This window comes from Microbacterium cremeum (assembly GCF_015277855.1).
GTDB classification, from domain to species: Bacteria; Actinomycetota; Actinomycetes; order Actinomycetales; family Microbacteriaceae; genus Microbacterium; species Microbacterium cremeum.
The window spans coordinates 1,465,695-1,482,773 of the sequence record NZ_CP063812.1 but is presented as its reverse complement, the minus strand read 5'-3'; the positions used below and the strand labels follow the sequence as shown (position 1 = coordinate 1,482,773).

Annotated in this window: 13 protein-coding genes and 3 rRNA genes; 5 read left to right on the top strand and 11 right to left on the bottom strand. The window is 65.6% G+C overall.

Annotation, left to right across the window (positions count from 1 at the left end; translation table 11 throughout):
* Window positions 1-30: 30 nt before the first annotated feature.
* From IM778_RS06570 to IM778_RS06560, 3 genes are read left to right on the top strand one after another with little or no spacing between them, the layout of a single operon-like run.
* Window positions 31-1,326 carry a magnesium transporter MgtE N-terminal domain-containing protein gene (locus IM778_RS06570; protein ID WP_194411237.1) on the top strand — a complete coding sequence of 432 codons (1,296 nt, stop codon included), beginning with the start codon at window positions 31-33 and terminating at the stop codon, window positions 1,324-1,326.
* On the top strand, window positions 1,326-1,853 hold the full coding sequence (locus tag IM778_RS06565; RefSeq protein ID WP_194411236.1) for a DUF1003 domain-containing protein: 528 nt from the start codon (window positions 1,326-1,328) through the stop codon (window positions 1,851-1,853). Before IM778_RS06570 ends, IM778_RS06565 begins: the two co-directional genes overlap by 1 nt.
* Window positions 1,850-2,998, top strand: coding sequence for an Mrp/NBP35 family ATP-binding protein (locus IM778_RS06560; protein WP_194411235.1), 1,149 nt, complete (start codon window positions 1,850-1,852; stop codon window positions 2,996-2,998). Before IM778_RS06565 ends, IM778_RS06560 begins: the two co-directional genes overlap by 4 nt.
* Window positions 2,999-3,019: 21 nt before the next feature.
* Here the strand turns inward: IM778_RS06560 and IM778_RS06555 are convergent, their stop codons facing one another.
* Window positions 3,020-3,412, bottom strand: coding sequence for a twin-arginine translocase TatA/TatE family subunit (locus tag IM778_RS06555; protein ID WP_194411234.1), 393 nt, complete (start codon window positions 3,410-3,412; stop codon window positions 3,020-3,022).
* 72 nt (window positions 3,413-3,484) lie between these two features.
* Here IM778_RS06555 and IM778_RS06550 point away from each other — a divergent pair, with 72 nt between their 5' ends.
* Window positions 3,485-4,120: an O-methyltransferase gene (locus tag IM778_RS06550; protein WP_194411233.1), complete on the top strand. Its 636-nt coding sequence runs from the start codon at window positions 3,485-3,487 to the stop codon at window positions 4,118-4,120.
* A 50-nt stretch (window positions 4,121-4,170) separates the two neighbouring features.
* Here the strand turns inward: IM778_RS06550 and IM778_RS06545 are convergent, their stop codons facing one another.
* The 6 genes from IM778_RS06545 to IM778_RS06520 all read right to left on the bottom strand — a co-directional run bounded on the left by IM778_RS06545 (window position 4,171) and on the right by IM778_RS06520 (window position 12,033).
* Window positions 4,171-4,344, bottom strand: coding sequence for a DUF3117 domain-containing protein (locus tag IM778_RS06545; RefSeq protein WP_019179788.1), 174 nt, complete (start codon window positions 4,342-4,344; stop codon window positions 4,171-4,173).
* A gap of 95 nt (window positions 4,345-4,439) precedes the next feature.
* Window positions 4,440-5,660, bottom strand: a complete 1,221-nt coding sequence (locus tag IM778_RS06540; RefSeq protein WP_194411232.1) for a hypothetical protein — start codon at window positions 5,658-5,660, stop codon at window positions 4,440-4,442.
* The gene (dapE, locus tag IM778_RS06535; RefSeq protein ID WP_194411231.1) at window positions 5,642-6,718 is read right to left on the bottom strand and encodes a succinyl-diaminopimelate desuccinylase; all 1,077 of its coding nucleotides are present in this window, start codon (window positions 6,716-6,718) and stop codon (window positions 5,642-5,644) included. The genes IM778_RS06540 and dapE overlap by 19 nt, the downstream gene beginning before the upstream one ends.
* 79 nt (window positions 6,719-6,797) lie before the next feature.
* A 5S ribosomal RNA gene (gene rrf / locus IM778_RS06530) occupies window positions 6,798-6,914 on the bottom strand.
* Between the two features lie 111 nt (window positions 6,915-7,025).
* A 23S ribosomal RNA gene (locus IM778_RS06525) occupies window positions 7,026-10,129 on the bottom strand.
* Window positions 10,130-10,508: 379 nt separating this feature from the next.
* Window positions 10,509-12,033, bottom strand: a 16S ribosomal RNA gene (locus IM778_RS06520).
* Together the 16S, 23S and 5S rRNA genes form the textbook arrangement of a ribosomal RNA operon.
* A 539-nt stretch (window positions 12,034-12,572) precedes the next feature.
* On the opposite strand from IM778_RS06520, the gene dapD reads away from it, so the two are divergent.
* Complete coding sequence (gene dapD / locus IM778_RS06515) at window positions 12,573-13,529, top strand: 2,3,4,5-tetrahydropyridine-2,6-dicarboxylate N-succinyltransferase (RefSeq protein WP_194411230.1); 957 nt, start codon at window positions 12,573-12,575, stop codon at window positions 13,527-13,529.
* A gap of 69 nt (window positions 13,530-13,598) precedes the next feature.
* Here the strand turns inward: dapD and IM778_RS06510 are convergent, their stop codons facing one another.
* The 4 genes from IM778_RS06510 to IM778_RS06495 form a co-directional block, all read right to left on the bottom strand.
* Window positions 13,599-14,897, bottom strand: a complete 1,299-nt coding sequence (locus tag IM778_RS06510; RefSeq protein WP_194411229.1) for a citrate synthase — start codon at window positions 14,895-14,897, stop codon at window positions 13,599-13,601.
* A 185-nt stretch (window positions 14,898-15,082) separates the two neighbouring features.
* Window positions 15,083-16,204 carry a succinyldiaminopimelate transaminase gene (dapC, locus tag IM778_RS06505; protein WP_194411228.1) on the bottom strand — a complete coding sequence of 374 codons (1,122 nt, stop codon included), beginning with the start codon at window positions 16,202-16,204 and terminating at the stop codon, window positions 15,083-15,085.
* Window positions 16,205-16,206: 2 nt separating this feature from the next.
* Window positions 16,207-16,527 carry a ferredoxin gene (gene fdxA, locus IM778_RS06500; RefSeq protein WP_194411227.1) on the bottom strand — a complete coding sequence of 107 codons (321 nt, stop codon included), beginning with the start codon at window positions 16,525-16,527 and terminating at the stop codon, window positions 16,207-16,209.
* A 64-nt stretch (window positions 16,528-16,591) separates the two neighbouring features.
* On the bottom strand, window positions 16,592-16,957 hold the full coding sequence (locus IM778_RS06495) for a histidinol dehydrogenase (RefSeq protein WP_194411226.1): 366 nt from the start codon (window positions 16,955-16,957) through the stop codon (window positions 16,592-16,594).
* Between the last annotated feature and the right edge of the window lie 122 nt (window positions 16,958-17,079).

The window sequence follows — 17,079 nt, the reverse complement described above, 5'->3', positions numbered from 1 at the left end:
TCCCATGGCACGCGGACTACGCTGAGACGTGTGAGCACGCAGAGGGTTTTCGTCGCGCGCCTGGCCGGGTGTTCGGTCTTCGACCCCGCCGGCGACCGTCTCGGCAAGGTCCGCGACGTCGTCGTCATCTACCGCAAGGACGATCCCCCGCGCGTCATCGGACTGGTGGTCGAGATCCCCGGCCGCCGCAACGTCTTCGTCTCGATCGGCCGCGTCACCTCGATCGCGCCGGGCCAGGTCATCACGACCGGCCTCATCAACGTGCGCCGCTTCCAGCAGCGCGGCGGCGAGGTGCGTGTCATGGCCGAGATGCTCGGGCGGAAGGTGTACTTCTCGGATGGCTCGGGCACGGGCGTCATCGAGGACGTCGCGATCGAGCGCAACCGCCTCGGCGAGTGGGACATCGGCCAGCTCTTCCTGCGCAAGCCCAAGACGAGCGCCTCGCCCTTCGCGAAGGGTCCGACGACGTTCGCGAACTGGGCGGACGTGCGCGAACGGAACATCCCCGGCGAGGCCCAGTCGGCCGAGCAGCTCGTCGCGTCGTACTCCGAGCTGCGGCCCGCCGACCTCGCGAACACCCTCCTCGACCTACCCGAGGAACGACTCCTGGAAGTCGTCGAAGAGCTTCCCGACGACCGCCTCGCCGACGCGCTCGAAGAGATGCCCGAAGACGATCAGGTCCACATCCTCGAGGCCCTCGACGACGAGCGCGCCGCCGACATCCTCGACGCGATGGAGCCCGACGACGCGGCCGACGTGCTCGCGCAGCTCCCCGAAGACCAGCGCGAGGAGCTGCTGGATCTCATGGAGCCCGAAGAGGCCGAGGACGTCCGTGCGCTGCTGAAGTACAGCCCCGACACCGCGGGCGGGCTCATGACCAGCGAGCCCATCGTGCTCTCCGCCGACGCGACGATCGCCGAGGCGCTCGCCCTCATCCGCCGGCACGAGCTGCACCCCGCGCTCGCTGCCGCGGTCTTCGTCACACTGCCGCCGTACGAGACGCCCACCGGCCGCCTGCTCGGCACCGTCCACTTCCAGCGGATGCTGCGCTATCCGCCGCACGAACGGCTCGGCGCGCTCATCGACGACACCCTCGACCCGGTGCCGGCCACCGCCTCCGCGGCGGAGGTGGCCCGGCTCCTCGCCTCGTACGACCTCGTGTCGCTGCCGGTGGTCGATCCCGCGCACCGCCTCGTCGGCGCCATCAGCGTCGACGATGTGCTCGACTACCTCCTGCCGGAGGACTGGCGATCGCACGACGCCGAGGATGAACGCCCGACCTCCCCCGGCCCCACCGACACATCGACGATCCCGAGGAGGCGCTGATGGCCCGCACGAACCGCCAGCCGTCGCTCGACGCGCCTCGCGGTCGGTCGGGCATGCTGCAGCGCACCCCGCAGCCGTCGCGCGACCGATTCGGCCGGTTCTCGGAGGCCTTCGCGCGCGGCATGGGCACGTCGGGCTTCCTCGTCGGCATGACGGTCTTCGTGCTGATGTGGCTGAGCTGGAACATCTGGGCGCCGCCGCAGCTGCAGTTCGACCCCGCCGCGACGAACTTCACCCTGCTGACGCTGATCCTCTCGCTCCAGGCGTCGTATGCCGCGCCGCTCATCCTGCTGGCGCAGAACCGCCAGGACGACCGCGACCGCGTGCAGATCGAGCAGGACCGCCAGCGTGCCGAGCGCAACCTGGCCGACACCGAGTACCTGGCACGCGAGGTGGTCGCGCTGCGCATGGCGGTGAACGACTTCGCCGCCGAGACCGTCACACGCGACGTGCTGCGCGCCGAGCTGCGCCTCCTGCTCGAGAAGATCGAGAACGACCCGGCCCGCGAGGAGGGCTCCGCGCGATGACCGTCGCAGATGCGGTGCGCCGCGCGGTCGGCGCCGTCGCGGACCCCGAGCTGCGCCGGCCGATCGGCGAGCTCGACATGCTGCGCGACATCTCGGTCGACGACGGCGTCGCGCACGTCGCGATCGCCCTGACCATCGTGGGCTGCCCGGCCGCCGACCGGATCGCCGCCGACGTGCGCCAGGCCGCGGCATCCGTCGACGGAGTCGCCGAGGTCGCACTCGAGGTGGGCGTCATGACGCCCCAGGAGCGCCAGGCGCTCACGGAGCGGCTCCGCGGCGGCAAGGCGCGCGAGATGCCTTTCGGACCGGGGACCCTCACGCGCGTCATCGCCGTCACGAGCGGCAAGGGCGGCGTCGGCAAGTCGACGGTCACGGCGAATCTCGCCGTCGCGCTGGCGGCGCGGGGCCTGGCCGTCGGCCTCGTCGACGCGGACGTCCACGGCTTCTCGATCCCGGGGCAGCTCGGTCTGGTCGCCCCGGACGGCGCGGCGCCTCAGCCCACGCGCATCGACGACCTCATGCTGCCGCCGGTCGCCCACGGCGTGAAGGTCATCTCGATCGGCATGTTCCTGCGGCGTGCGGACGGCGACAGGTCGCCGCTCGGCGCGGTGGCGTGGCGCGGCCCGATGCTCCACCGTACGGTGCAGCAGTTCCTCACCGACGTGTACTTCGGCGACCTCGACGTGCTGCTGCTGGACATGCCGCCCGGGACCGGGGACGTCGCGATCTCGGTCGGTCAGCTGCTTCCCAACGCGGACGTGCTCGTCGTCACGACACCGCAGACCGCGGCATCCGACGTCGCCGTTCGCAGCGGGCTGGTCGCCCGTCAGACCGGTCAGCGCGTCATCGGCGTCGTCGAGAACATGGCCGCGATGGCACTCCCCGACGGCACGACCCTCGACCTCTTCGGATCGGGCGGGGGCGCCGCGGTCGCTGCGGCGCTGTCGAGCGAGGGGCACGAGGTACCGCTGCTGGCCTCCATCCCGCTCAGCCCGACGCTGCGCAAGGACGCGGATGCCGGCATCCCGGCCGTCCTCGCGCACCCGGACGACGCGGCGTCCCAGGCGATCGCCGAGGTCGCCGCGACCCTCGCAGCGACTCCCCGAGGGTTGTCTGGCCGATCGCTCCCCTTCCGGCCGCAGTGATCCGCGCCGGGGCCCCGTCGCTCAGGTGGCTTCGGAGTCGAACGGCGGAGGCTCGTCGGCGGGGCCGCGGAACGGCGATCGGACCGGCGTGGCGGGCGGAGTCAGCGCCGTGGACGCCGCCGCCCCCGCCTGCGCGGCCCGCACGGTCGTCACCGGCGCGTCGTCGAGCAGCGCCTCGCGGATGATCCGGCGCGGGTCGTACTGACGGGGATCGAGCGTGCGCCAGTCGACGTCGTCGAAATCCTCGCCCATCTCGTCGCGCACACGGGACTTCGCCGTCGTCAGCCAGTCGCGTGCCCGGCGCGCGAAGCCGGCGAGCGACTCGGCGTACCGCGGCAGGCGCTCGGGCCCCACGATGAGCGCAGCGACGAGACCGATCAGCAGGAGCTTCTCGATCGTGAGACCGAAGATCATGACATCAGGTTACCGCCGCGCCTGTGCTGCCCGCGCCGCACGGCCGCGTAGGCTGGCGCAGGGGGAGGAAGGATGGGAGAGGTGAACGCGAGCCAGCGGTTCGTCGACGAGGCGACGAGTGAGCCGGAGCACATCGCGCGCGCTCGCGCCCACGCCCTCGAGCTCGGAGCGACGCCGATCAGTGCGGCGATCGGCGCGCAGTGCGCCGTCCTCGCGGCGGCCTCGCAGGCCCTCAACATCGTCGAGATCGGCACCGGCGCGGGCGTGTCCGGGCTCTGGCTCCTCCACGGTTCGCCGCGTGCGACGCTCACCACCATCGACAAGGAGCCCGAACACCTGGGTGCCGCCCGCCAGGCGTTTGCCGAGGCTCGGATCCCCGCGGCGCGCGCGCGGTTCATCACCGGCCGCGCGGCCGATGTGCTCCCCCGTATGAACGAGGCGTCTTACGACATCGTGCTCGTGGACGCCGACCCGGAGGGCGTCATCGAGTACGTCGAGCATGGACTGCGGCTCGTCCGCTCGGGAGGCACGGTCCTCGTGCCGCGCGTGCTGGCCGGAGGTGCCGTCGCCGACCCCGTGCGCCGCGACCCGGTGACGACCGCGTACCGCTCGCTCATCCAGGAGACGCAGGCCTCGCCCGCGGTCATCGGAGCCCTCTCGATCACCGGCGAGGGTCTCCTGCAGCTGACCACCGTCGCCGCGTCCTGAACAAACGTGAACGGCCGGTCCGAAGACCGACCGTTCACGCAATGATGCGACTACGCCGCGTTGACGACGCCGCCCAGAACGTCGTAGAGCTCCTTGGCCTCAGCGTCGTTGACCGAGACGACGAGTCGGCCCCCACCCTCGAGCGGCACTCGCACGATGATGAGGCGACCCTCCTTCACGGCCTCCATCGGCCCGTCTCCGGTTCTCGGCTTCATGGCTGCCATTGCGGCTCCTTTTCATCGATGGTCTGCGGATCAAGTTTATCGTGAGGGCGGCTGACGGCGGGCATGCTGGGGAAAGCGGCTGCCGCCGGCGGTGATCACGGGATCTGCCACGCGGTGTTCCCCAGTGCGTACATGTTGTAGATCCACCACCATTGCCCGATCAGGCATGCCGCGAGGACCCCCAACCGCCACACCGGGGAGCGCGGGACCGCGAAGGCACCCCACAGCGGCGACAGCGGCAGCAGCAACCGGAAGATGCTCGACTGCGGGAAGAACACCAGCAGCAGATACACCAGATAGCTCGCGCTCCACAGGCGGATCTCCACACCGAGCCGCTTCACCTGCGGGACGAGCAGCAGCGCCGCGGCGACGAGCACCACGACGACGACGAGCACTGCGTACCCGAGCTCCACCGGAAGTCCCCACATCGACCCGAACCAGAACGATACGCCGCTCAGGAAGCCCCCGAACGGCGCGAAGGTCGCCTCGCCCGGAATCCAGTTGCGCCGCCACGCCAGTTCTGTCGCGAGGTAGGCACTCGGCTCCCCCGTCACGATCCCGGCGATCACCTGCCAGGCGAACCCCGCAGCTGCGGCGAGCAGTCCCAGCACGACGATGTGCGCGATCTCGGGCGTGCGCAGCGGCTCGCGATCCCGGTGGAACCAGCGCCACATGCCGTACAGGGCCAGGAACAGCGAGAACGCGAGAACACCGGGCCGCGTGAATGCCATCAGCGGTATGAGCGCGTACAGCCACGCGTATCGCCGCCGGACGACGCACCACAGCGCGCAGAACAGCCACACGAGGTTCAGGGTCTCCGCGTACCCGACGTGGAAGAGTGCGGCCAGCGGTCCGCACGCGAAGAACACGATCGCCCACGTGGCTGCGGCATCGTCGAGTCGCGTGCGCAGCAGGTGGAAGAGGACGACGGATGCCGCGTACCCCGCCAGCAGCGACACGATGCTGGCACCCGCCGCCCACGAGCCGAACGGCAACGACACCAGCTGCGCCAGGTACGGGAACAGGGGCATGAAGGCCCACGCATTCTCGGCGACCAGCCCGTCATCGGTCCGCGGGAGCTCTGCCGGGTACCCCGTGACGGCGATGAACCAGTACCACGTGCCGTCCCAGGCGACGACCACGTCGCCGAGGTCCGCCCCCGCCCCCATGCGCGAGCCGGGACCGGACATCCCCGCGGCGAGAAGCAGGAACGCCGTCGTGACGACGCGCGCGACGAGGTAGATCACGCCGACGCGCAACGCGATCCGTCCCCAGCCGGCGCGCTCGCCGGTCGCGGTCAGCTGCGCGTCAGCCACTCGCGCAGGCCCCGTTCCACTGCCTCGATCTGAGCCACCGAGACCCGCTCCTCGTCATGGTGCGCGAGATGCGGATCGCCGGGACCGTAGTTGACGGCGGGAACGCCCAGCGCACTGAAGCGGGCGACGTCCGTCCAGCCGTACTTGGGCCGAGGCTCTGCCCGCACGGCCGTCAGGAACTCCCGGGCGATCGCGGAGTCCAGCCCCGGACGAGCGCCGGCAGCGGCATCCACCACCTCCACATCGAAACCCGAGAAGACGTCGCGCACATGCGCTTCGGCCTCTTCGAGGTCGCGGCTCGGAGCGAACCGGTAGTTGACCTCCACCTCGCACAGGTCGGGGATGACGTTGCCCGCGATACCGCCGCGGATGCGCACGGCGTTGAGCCCCTCGCGGTACAGCAGTCCGTCGACGGCGATCTCGCGGGGGCGGTACTCGGCGAGCCGCGCGAGCACCGGCGCGGCCTTGTGGATCGCGTTCTCACCGATCCACGCCCGCGCGCTGTGGGCGCGAACGCCGTCCGTGCGCACGATCGCGCGAAGGTTGCCGTTGCAACCGCCCTCCACCTCGCCGTTGGACGGCTCGCCGAGGATGGCGAAGTCGCCCGCGAACAGATCGGGCCGGGTGAGGGCGAGACGCGTCAGTCCGTTCCGGTCGGCATCGACCTCTTCATGGTCGTACCACATCCACGTGATGTCGAGCCGGGGTGCGGTCAGCTCGGCGGCGAGCTTGAGCTGAACGGCGACACCCGCCTTCATGTCGACAGTGCCGCGGCCCCAGATGAACGGCTGACCGTCGATCTCGATGTCGCGCGTGGGCACATTGCCGTTGATGGGGACCGTGTCGATGTGCCCGGCGATCACGACCCGTTGGGCACGCGCCTGCCGAGTACGGGCGACGATCGTGTCGCCGTCCCGGTACACCTCGAGGTGCGGCAGGGGCGAGATCGCGTCGAAGATCGCATCCGCAAGCGGCTTCTCGTCGTCCGAGACGCTGGGAATGTCGCAGATCGTGCGTGTGAGGTCGACAGCGGATACGGAGAGATCGAGCGCCGGCATCCCCCGAGTCTATCGAGCAGAATACGGCTGTTAACGCGGAATGGCCACCCTGCGTTGGGTGGCCATTCCGTTAATGGGTGTCCGGCGGTGTCCTACTCTCCCACAGGGTCTCCCCTGCAGTACCATCGGCGCTGGGAGGCTTAGCTTCCGGGTTCGGAATGGGACCGGGCGTTTCCCTCTCGCTATGGCCGCCGAAACTCTCTTGATGTTTCAGTCAAACACACATGATCGTGAAGATTGTGTGTGGTGTCCCGACCGTACATCGGGAACCACTCAGTGGACGCGAACACTCGCAGAAGTGTTGGGTGTTATCAAGTCATCGGCTTATTAGTACCAGTCAGCTGCACACGTTGCCGTGCTTCCACATCTGGCCTATCAACCCAGTAGTCTGGCTGGGAGCCTCTCACCCCGAAGGGTATGGAAGTCTCATCTTGAGGCCGGCTTCCCGCTTAGATGCTTTCAGCGGTTATCCATCCCGAACGTAGCTAACCAGCGGTGCACTTGGCAGTACAACTGGCACACCAGAGGTTCGTCCAACCCGGTCCTCTCGTACTAGGGTCAGATCCTCTCAAACTTCCTACGCGCGCAGCGGATAGGGACCGAACTGTCTCACGACGTTCTAAACCCAGCTCGCGTACCGCTTTAATGGGCGAACAGCCCAACCCTTGGGACCTACTCCAGCCCCAGGATGCGACGAGCCGACATCGAGGTGCCAAACCATGCCGTCGATATGGACTCTTGGGCAAGATCAGCCTGTTATCCCCGAGGTACCTTTTATCCGTTGAGCGACAGCGCTTCCACAAGCCACTGCCGGATCACTAGTCCCGACTTTCGTCCCTGCTCGACCTGTCAGTCTCACAGTCAAGCTCCCTTGTGCACTTACACTCGCCACCTGATTGCCAACCAGGTTGAGGGAACCTTTGGGCGCCTCCGTTACTTTTTGGGAGGCAACCGCCCCAGTTAAACTACCCACCAGGCACTGTCCCTGAACCGGATTACGGTTCGAAGTTAGACATCCAGAGTGACCAGAGTGGTATTTCAACAACGACTCCACGAATACTGGCGTATCCGCTTCACAGTCTCCCACCTATCCTACACAAGCCACACCGAACACCAATACCAAGCTGTAGTAAAGGTCACGGGGTCTTTCCGTCCTGCTGCGCGTAACGAGCATCTTTACTCGTAATGCAATTTCGCCGAGTTCGCGGTTGAGACAGTTGGGAAGTCGTTACGCCATTCGTGCAGGTCGGAACTTACCCGACAAGGAATTTCGCTACCTTAGGATGGTTATAGTTACCACCGCCGTTTACTGGGGCTTAAATTCTGAGCTTCGCCTTGCGGCTGACCGTCCTTTAACCTTCCAGCACCGGGCAGGCGTCAGTCCGTATACATCGTCTTGCGACTTGGCACGGACCTGTGTTTTTAGTAAACAGTCGCTACCCACTAGTCTCTGCGGCCACCAAACGCTTTCGGAGCAAGTCCTAATACGCCGATGGCCCCCCTTCTCCCGAAGTTACGGGGGCATTTTGCCGAGTTCCTTAACCACGATTCTCTCGATCTCCTTGGTATTCTCTACCTGACCACCTGAGTCGGTTTGGGGTACGGGCGGCTAGAACCTCGCGTCGATGCTTTTCTCGGCAGCATAGGATCACCCACTTTTCATCCGCATCGTGTCTCAGCCTTCATGAGAGACGGATTTGCCTATCTCTCGGCCTACGCACTTGCCCCGGGACAACCATCGCCCGGGATGGGCTACCTTCCTGCGTCACACCTGTTAATACGCTAACCGCACCAGCATAGGGTCGTGTGCTAGGCCCGGCGCATCACCCCGAAGGGATCCGTCACCGGGATTCGGACACTTAGCATCACTGGATTGATTGGGGCGGTTCTTCGCCGGTACGGGAATATCAACCCGTTGTCCATCGACTACGCCTGTCGGCCTCGCCTTAGGTCCCGACTTACCCAGGGAAGATTAGCTTGACCCTGGAACCCTTGGTCTTTCGGAGGACGTGTTTCTCACACGTCTTTCGCTACTCATGCCTGCATTCTCACTCGTGTGGCGTCCACGGCTGGGTCACCCCGCCGCTTCACTCGCCACACGACGCTCTCCTACCCATCAACACGGCTGGACCACGAAGGCCTACCAATAATGTCAATGCCACAACTTCGGTGGCGTGCTTGAGCCCCGTTACATTGTCGGCGCGGAATCACTTGACCAGTGAGCTATTACGCACTCTTTCAAGGGTGGCTGCTTCTAAGCCAACCTCCTGGTTGTCTAAGCAACTCCACATCCTTTCCCACTTAGCACGCGCTTAGGGACCTTAGATGGTGGTCTGGGTTGTTTCCCTCTCGACTATGAAGCTTATCCCCCACAGTCTCACTGCTGCGCTCTCACTTACCGGCATTCGGAGTTTGGCTGACGTCAGTAACCTTGTAGGGCCCATCGGCCATCCAGTAGCTCTACCTCCGGCAAGAAACACGCAACGCTGCACCTAAATGCATTTCGGAGAGAACCAGCTATCACGAAGTTTGATTGGCCTTTCACCCCTATCCACAGCTCATCCCCTCAGTTTTCAACCTAAGTGGGTTCGGCCCTCCACGACGTCTTACCGTCGCTTCAGCCTGGCCATGGATAGATCACTTCGCTTCGGGTCTAGGACATGCGACTGAATCGCCCTATTCAGACTCGCTTTCGCTACGGCTACCCCACCCGGGTTAACCTCGCCACATATCGCTAACTCGCAGGCTCATTCTTCAAAAGGCACGCTGTCACACCTACCAGGGGTGCTCCAACGGTTTGTAAGCAAACGGTTTCAGGTACTATTTCACTCCCCTCCCGGGGTACTTTTCACCTTTCCCTCACGGTACTTGTCCGCTATCGGTCATCTGGGAGTATTTAGGCTTATCAGGTGGTCCTGACAGATTCACACGGGATTTCTCGGGCCCCGTGCTACTTGGGATCCTCTCCACGCTGCGTCCGACATTTCAGTTACGGGGCTGGCACCCACTCTGGCCGGCCTTTCAAGACCGTTCACCTATATCGACGCATCACGTTCACTGCTCGGCAGAACAGCACGGAAAGTCCCACAACCCCGAATACGCAACTCCTGCCGGATATCACACGTACTCGGTTTAGCCTGTTCCGGTTTCGCTCGCCACTACTCACGGAATCGCGGTTGCTTTCTCTTCCTGTGGGTACTGAGATGTTTCACTTCCCCACGTTCCCTCTACCCGCCCTATATATTCAGGCGGGAGTCACCAGGCACGCACGCGCCCTGGCGGGGTTTCCCCATTCGGACACCCTCGGATCAAAACTTGCTTATCAGTTCCCCGAGGCTTATCGCAGATTGCTACGTCCTTCTTCGGCTCCAGATGCCAAGGCATCCACCGTTTGCTCTTAAAGACTTGAAATCACATGAGCCGATCCATTAAGAATCGAACATTCAACACCCCACACACCCGAAAGCATGCAGAGCGTCTTCTTTAAGATGCTCGCGTCCACTGTGTAGTTCTCAAAGTACGGGCGGCACCCACCCCACCCACCAGCAAAACCGGCGACAGGATGAGCCCAGAAGAACCCGAAGGCATAAAGCCCGGTCCCTCAGGACCCAACAGCGTGCAAGCCCCCACCAGCAACCCCCCACCGTTCCAGCCGCCCCGAAAGACGACGTACTCAGCAGAAAGACCACCAGAAGAGGCCTCATCATATGTTCCACCCATGAGCAACCGGCGAGAACATTCGTCTCGATCCGGCGCCTGGACACCCCGAAGAGTGCCAGAAGCTCCTTAGAAAGGAGGTGATCCAGCCGCACCTTCCGGTACGGCTACCTTGTTACGACTTAGTCCTAATTACCGATCCCACCTTCGACGGCTCCCTCCACAAGGGTTGGGCCACCGGCTTCAGGTGTTACCGACTTTCATGACTTGACGGGCGGTGTGTACAAGACCCGGGAACGTATTCACCGCAGCGTTGCTGATCTGCGATTACTAGCGACTCCGACTTCATGAGGTCGAGTTGCAGACCTCAATCCGAACTGGGACCGGCTTTTTGGGATTCGCTCCACCTCACGGTATTGCAGCCCTTTGTACCGGCCATTGTAGCATGCGTGAAGCCCAAGACATAAGGGGCATGATGATTTGACGTCATCCCCACCTTCCTCCGAGTTGACCCCGGCAGTATCCCATGAGTTCCCACCATTACGTGCTGGCAACATAGAACGAGGGTTGCGCTCGTTGCGGGACTTAACCCAACATCTCACGACACGAGCTGACGACAACCATGCACCACCTGTACACCAGTGTCCAAAGAGTTCCCTATTTCTAGGGCGTTCCGGTGTATGTCAAGCCTTGGTAAGGTTCTTCGCGTTGCATCGAATTAATCCGCATGCTCCGCCGCTTGTGCGGGTCCCCGTCAATTCCTTTGAGTTTTAGCCTTGCGGCCGTACTCCCCAGGCGGGGAACTTAATGCGTTAGCTGCGTCACGGAATCCGTGGAAAGGACCCCACAACTAGTTCCCAACGTTTACGGGGTGGACTACCAGGGTATCTAAGCCTGTTTGCTCCCCACCCTTTCGCTCCTCAGCGTCAGTTACGGCCCAGAGATCTGCCTTCGCCATCGGTGTTCCTCCTGATATCTGCGCATTCCACCGCTACACCAGGAATTCCAATCTCCCCTACCGCACTCTAGTCTGCCCGTACCCACTGCAGGCCCGAGGTTGAGCCTCGGGATTTCACAGCAGACGCGACAAACCGCCTACGAGCTCTTTACGCCCAATAATTCCGGATAACGCTTGCGCCCTACGTATTACCGCGGCTGCTGGCACGTAGTTAGCCGGCGCTTTTTCTGCAAGTACCGTCACCCGAAAGCTTCTTCCTTGCTAAAAGAGGTTTACAACCCGAAGGCCGTCATCCCTCACGCGGCGTTGCTGCATCAGGCTTTCGCCCATTGTGCAATATTCCCCACTGCTGCCTCCCGTAGGAGTCTGGGCCGTGTCTCAGTCCCAGTGTGGCCGGTCACCCTCTCAGGCCGGCTACCCGTCGACGCCTTGGTGAGCCATTACCTCACCAACAAGCTGATAGGCCGCGAGCCCATCCCCAACCGAAAAATCTTTCCAAACGTTGACCATGCGGCCACGTCTCGTATCCAGTATTAGACACCGTTTCCAGCGCTTATCCCAGAGTCAGGGGCAGGTTGCTCACGTGTTACTCACCCGTTCGCCACTGATCCACCCAGCAAGCTGGGCTTCACCGTTCGACTTGCATGTGTTAAGCACGCCGCCAGCGTTCATCCTGAGCCAGGATCAAACTCTCCATAAAAAAATGATGCACAACCCCACCGGGAAAACAGTGAAAGCCATGCGAGTTCAACCTGACCAAAAAAGACAGACCACCAAAAAAATGATGACCCATCGAATTGATCCAAAAACCACCCCCACCAACCACAAAAGCAGTCAGCAGAGACAAAAATTGGCATATGACAAGTGCACGCTGTTGAGTTCTCAAGGATCGGACGCACCCACCAACCAACCACCAAAACACAGCAGCCAGCCCAGCAGGGCAACTTCACAACCATACCCCACCCACAGACGCTCCGTCAAACCGACGGGGCCTCACCGGGTGAGGGTTTCCGACACGTTCCACTTGCGCGGAGATCCGTCATCCGGATCAGTGGTCGGGGTTCGTTCTCCAACTTGAGGGGTGCGGGGCCTCAGCCTCTCCGCTCTCCCCTTTGGGGCGAACAAGTAAAACTTTACGTGCGATCCGCCGATCGGTCCAATCCAGCCCGCATCCCGGGCGTGTCGCACCCCACCACCCGCGGAAACACGCGGCAGCCGGACGGCGCTAGCGTTGATGTCATGACCGAAGAACGATGGGTATGGGGTGTCGGACTCGCGACTCTCGCCGACGACGGAACGGTGCTGGACTCCTGGTTCCCCGCGCCGGAGGCAGGGCGGGTCCCGCTCGGCTTCGACCCGCAGCTGCCCCCCGACGAGCTGGACCGCCTCGCCGTCGCCGACCCGCGCCGGGCCGTGCGCGTGGAGGTGGTCGCGCTCGAGATCGATCTGGACGCACCGCCGGCGTCGACGATCGACGCCTATCTGCGTCTGCATGCGTTGTCGCACCGGCTGGTCCGCCCGAACGAGCTCAATCTCGACGGCGTCTTCGGCCACCTCCCCACCGTCGCGTGGACGAACGCGGGCCCGATGCATCCGGACGCGCTCACGCGCCTGCGGCCGTTCCTCGCCCACGACGGCATCCAGGTGCAGGGTCTCGACAAGTTCCCGCGCCTGCTCGACTACGTCACGCCGCCGGGGGTACGGATCGCGGATGCCTCGCGCGTGCGTCTGGGCGCCTACCTCTCCCCCGGCACCACGGTGATGCACGAGGGGTTCGTGAACTTCAACGCCGGCACCCTCGGCCAGAGCATGGTCGAGGGCCGGATCTCGCAGGGCGTCGTGGTCGGCGACGGCAGCGACGTCGGCGGCGGCGCCTCGATCATGGGCACCCTCTCCGGCGGCGGCGCACACAAGGTGTCGGTCGGCGCCCGCACGCTTCTGGGCGCGAACGCGGGCATCGGCATCTCGCTCGGCGACGACTGCATCGTGGAGGCGGGGCTCTACGTGACCGCGGGATCGAAGGTGGTCCTCGCCGACGAGCCTCCCCTGGCGGACGGATCGCGTCCGACCGTCAAGGCAGGTGAGCTGTCGGGGCGCGACGGTCTGCTGTTCCGCCGCAACTCGCTGTCGGGCGCCGTCGAGGCCGTCAAGCGCGAAGGCGTCGGAGTCACCCTGAACGAGGCGCTCCACGCCTGACGCCGGCACGCGGAGAAGGCCCGGATCGCGTGCGATCCGGGCCTTCTCGCGGATACCACGGCTCTCGCGTCAGCCCACGCCCGGGTAGTTGCGCTCGCCGGCGCCGATGTACAGCTGCTGCGGGCGGCCGATCTTGGTCTGCGCGTCGCCGGCGGCCTCGCGCCACTGCGCGAGCCAGCCCGGCAGGCGTCCGATGGCGAACAGGACCGTGAACATGCGCGTCGGGAAGCCCATCGCCTTGTAGATGACGCCGGTGTAGAAGTCGACGTTCGGGTAGAGGCGGCGCTCCCTGAAGTAGTCGTCGTTCAGAGCGATCTCTTCGAGCTGCTTGGCGAGGTCGAGCAGCGGGTCGCTGATGCCGAGGGCCTCGAGCACCTCGTCGGCGGACTCCTTCACGAGCTTCGCGCGCGGGTCGTAGTTCTTGTAGACCCGGTGCCCGAAGCCCATGAGCTTCACACCGTCCTCCTTGTTCTTGACCCGCTCGACGAACCGCTCCACGCTCTCTCCGGATTCGCGGATGCGCCCCAGCATGTCGAGGACCGCCTCGTTGGCGCCGCCGTGCAGCGGACCGTACAGCGCGTTGATGCCGGCCGAGATCGACGAGAACTGGTTCGCGCCCGTCGAGCCGACCAGCCGCACCGTCGAGGTCGAGGCGTTCTGCTCGTGGTCCTCGTGCAGAATCAGCAGGCGCTCCAGTGCGCGCGACATGACGGGGTTCACCTCGTACTGCTCGCTCAGCACCCCGAAGTTGAGCTTCAGGAAGTTGTCGACGAATCCGAGCGAGTTGTCGGGATACAGGAACGCCTGCCCGATGCTCTTCTTGTGCGCGTAGGCGGCGATCACCGGCAGCTTCGCGAGCATGCGGATGGTGTTGAGCTCCACGTGCTCCGGGTTGTTCGGGTCGGATTCCCGCTCGTAGTACGTCGACAGCGCGGACACGGCCGACGACAGCACCGACATCGGGTGCGCGGTGTGCGGCAGCGCCGAGAAGAACCGCTTGAGGTCCTCGTGCAGGAGCGTGTGGTGGCGGATGCGCTCGTCGAACGCGGCGAGCTCGTCGGCGCTCGGCAGCTCGCCGTAGATCAGCAGCCACGCGACCTCGAGGTACGTGCTGTTCGTCGCCAGCTGCTCGATCGGGTATCCCCGGTAGCGGAGGATCCCCTGATCGCCGTCGATGTAGGTGATCGCGGACTTGGTCGCGGCGGTGTTGACGAAGCCGTAGTCGAGCGCGGTGTACCCCGTCTGGCGGGTGAACGTCGAGATGTCCACGCTCGGCGCGCCATCGGTTCCCCGCAGCAGCGGGAATTCGGCGGTCTTCTCACCGATCGTGAGGGTGGCCTTCTCCTGCTGGGTGCCCGCGTCGCTCACGGCGCCTCCTCGCGATTTCTGGTCGTGCCGGGGGTGTCGTCCCGCTCGGCGACGCCGAGACGGCGATCGCTTCGGAGCGAGGAGCGGGACGGGGGGATGCCGCGTCGCCGCCTTGTACAGCCTAGTGGGCCGCTGCGCCTACTGCGGACACGGCCAAAGGGACGCCGCATCCGATGGAGAAACCCTCAGGAAGGGACGACGGATGCCTCGGCCAGCCGCGCCGCGGCGGTGTCGACGCGTTCGTCGGTCGCGGTCAGCGACAGCCGGATGTGCTGCGGGTGATGGGCGCCGTAGAAGTGCCCGGGACCGGCGAGGATGCCGAGATCCGCCAGGCGCCCCAGGCTCTCCCAGGCGTCGCGCCCCTCGGTCGCCCAGAGGTACAGTCCCGCCTCGCTGCCGTCGACACGGAAGCCCACCGCCTCGACGGCGGGGCGCAGCACGTCGCGACGACGCCGGTAGCGCTCCTTCTGCCGGGCGACGTGCTCGTCGTCGGCGAGCGCCACGGCCATCGCCGATTGCACCGGCAGCGGCAGCATGAGGCCCAGGTGCTTGCGGGCGGTGAGCAGCCGCGCCACGACATCCGGATCGCCGGCGAGGAACGCCGCCCGGTAGCCCGCGAGGTTCGACTGCTTGCTGAGCGAGTAGACCGACAGGACGCCGCGCACGTCGCCTCCGGTCACCCGCGGGTCGAGCGCCGACGGGATGGGCTCGGCATCCCAGGGCGCCTCCCATCCGAGCTCGGCGTAGCACTCGTCCGACGCGAGGACGGCGCCGAGCTCCCGGCTGCGCGCCACCGCGGCTCGCAGCGCAGGGACGTCGAGGACACGCCCGTCGGGGTTGCCCGGCGAGTTCACCCACGCGAGCCGCGTGGCGGCTGGCCACCGCGCCGGATCGTCCTCGGCGACGGGCGTCGCGCCCACCAGCCGGGCGCCGACCTCGTAGGTGGGGTAGGCGGCGCGAGGGTGGACGACGATGTCACCGGGACCGAGTCCGAGCAGCAGCGGGAGCAGCGCGACGAGCTCCTTCGAGCCGACGGTGGGCAGCACGTGCTCCACGCCCAGGCCCGGCACGCCTCGGCGCCGCGCATACCACTGCGTGATCGCCGCACGCAGCGCCGGGGTGCCGACGGTCTGCGGGTAGGCGTGGGCGTCGGTCGCCGACCGGAGCGCGTCGGCCACGACATCGGGAGTGGCATCGACCGGGGAACCGATCGAGAGGTCGACGATGCCGCCGGGGTGCGAACGGGCACGGGCCGCGTACGGCGCCACCGCGTCCCAGGGGTAGTCGGCGAGGTCGGCGACCCCCACGATCAGTGTTCCTGCGGCGGGAGTGCGGCGATGATCGGGTGGTCCTTGTGGATCACGCCGACCTTGGCGGCGCCGCCGGGCGAGCCGATGTCGTCGAAGAAGTCGACGTTGGCCTTGTAGTAGTCCTGCCACTCGTCGGGCAGGTCGTCCTCGTAGTAGATCGCCTCGACGGGGCAGACCGGCTCGCACGCTCCGCAGTCGACGCACTCGTCCGGGTGGATGTACAGCGACCGCTCGCCCTCGTAGATGCAGTCCACCGGGCACTCGTCGATGCAGGCGCGGTCCTTGACGTCCACGCAGGGAAGGGCGATCACGTACGTCACGGTGCCAGTCTAGTTCGGGCAGGACGACCCGTCGGCCGCGAGCGCCGAACGGGCGCGGCATCCGTCAGCGGTCGAGCCGGGTGCGATCCGGCCAGGCGACCGCCAGCGCGACCAGGATCGGCACGGCGAACGTCCAGGCGACGGCCATGCCGGTCTGCGGCACCACGACCGAGCCGCCGGGGCCGCTGCCGGAGAACATCAGCGTGGCGAGGATCATGCCCAGTCCCGTGCCGAGCGTCGACCAGCGGTCGGAGGTCAGCAGTCGCACGGCGAGCAGGAGCGCGCCGCACCCTATCGCCGCCAGGATCAGGCCGAGCGGGAACCAGCCCAGGGTGTAGCCGTGCGCGATCGTGCCGGCGGCCCCGTACACGAGTCCGACGAGCAGCGCGACGAGCCAGGTGGCGATGCGGGCGGGAACGGATGCGGACACCCGACGACTCTACGCGGCGGCCCTGCTCGGCCGCACGCGGAGGGTCCGTCCGCCGCGAATCGATGCCTGACACTCAATTCCTGGCCTGCTGAACCTGAGTTCCATTACGAAACGGTAACCGA

Bases quoted from the DNA above. Each gene is read 5' to 3' on its own strand.
- IM778_RS06565 (WP_194411236.1), top strand. From the start codon at position 1,326: ATGGCCCGCACGAACCGCCAGCCGTCGCTCGACGCGCCTCGCGGTCGG.
- IM778_RS06560 (WP_194411235.1), top strand. From the start codon at position 1,850: ATGACCGTCGCAGATGCGGTGCGCCGCGCGGTCGGCGCCGTCGCGGAC.
- IM778_RS06555 (WP_194411234.1), bottom strand. From the start codon at position 3,412: ATGATCTTCGGTCTCACGATCGAGAAGCTCCTGCTGATCGGTCTCGTC.
- IM778_RS06550 (WP_194411233.1), top strand. From the start codon at position 3,485: ATGGGAGAGGTGAACGCGAGCCAGCGGTTCGTCGACGAGGCGACGAGT.
- IM778_RS06545 (WP_019179788.1), bottom strand. From the start codon at position 4,344: ATGGCAGCCATGAAGCCGAGAACCGGAGACGGGCCGATGGAGGCCGTG.
- dapE (WP_194411231.1), bottom strand. From the start codon at position 6,718: ATGCCGGCGCTCGATCTCTCCGTATCCGCTGTCGACCTCACACGCACG.
- dapD (WP_194411230.1), top strand. From the start codon at position 12,573: ATGACCGAAGAACGATGGGTATGGGGTGTCGGACTCGCGACTCTCGCC.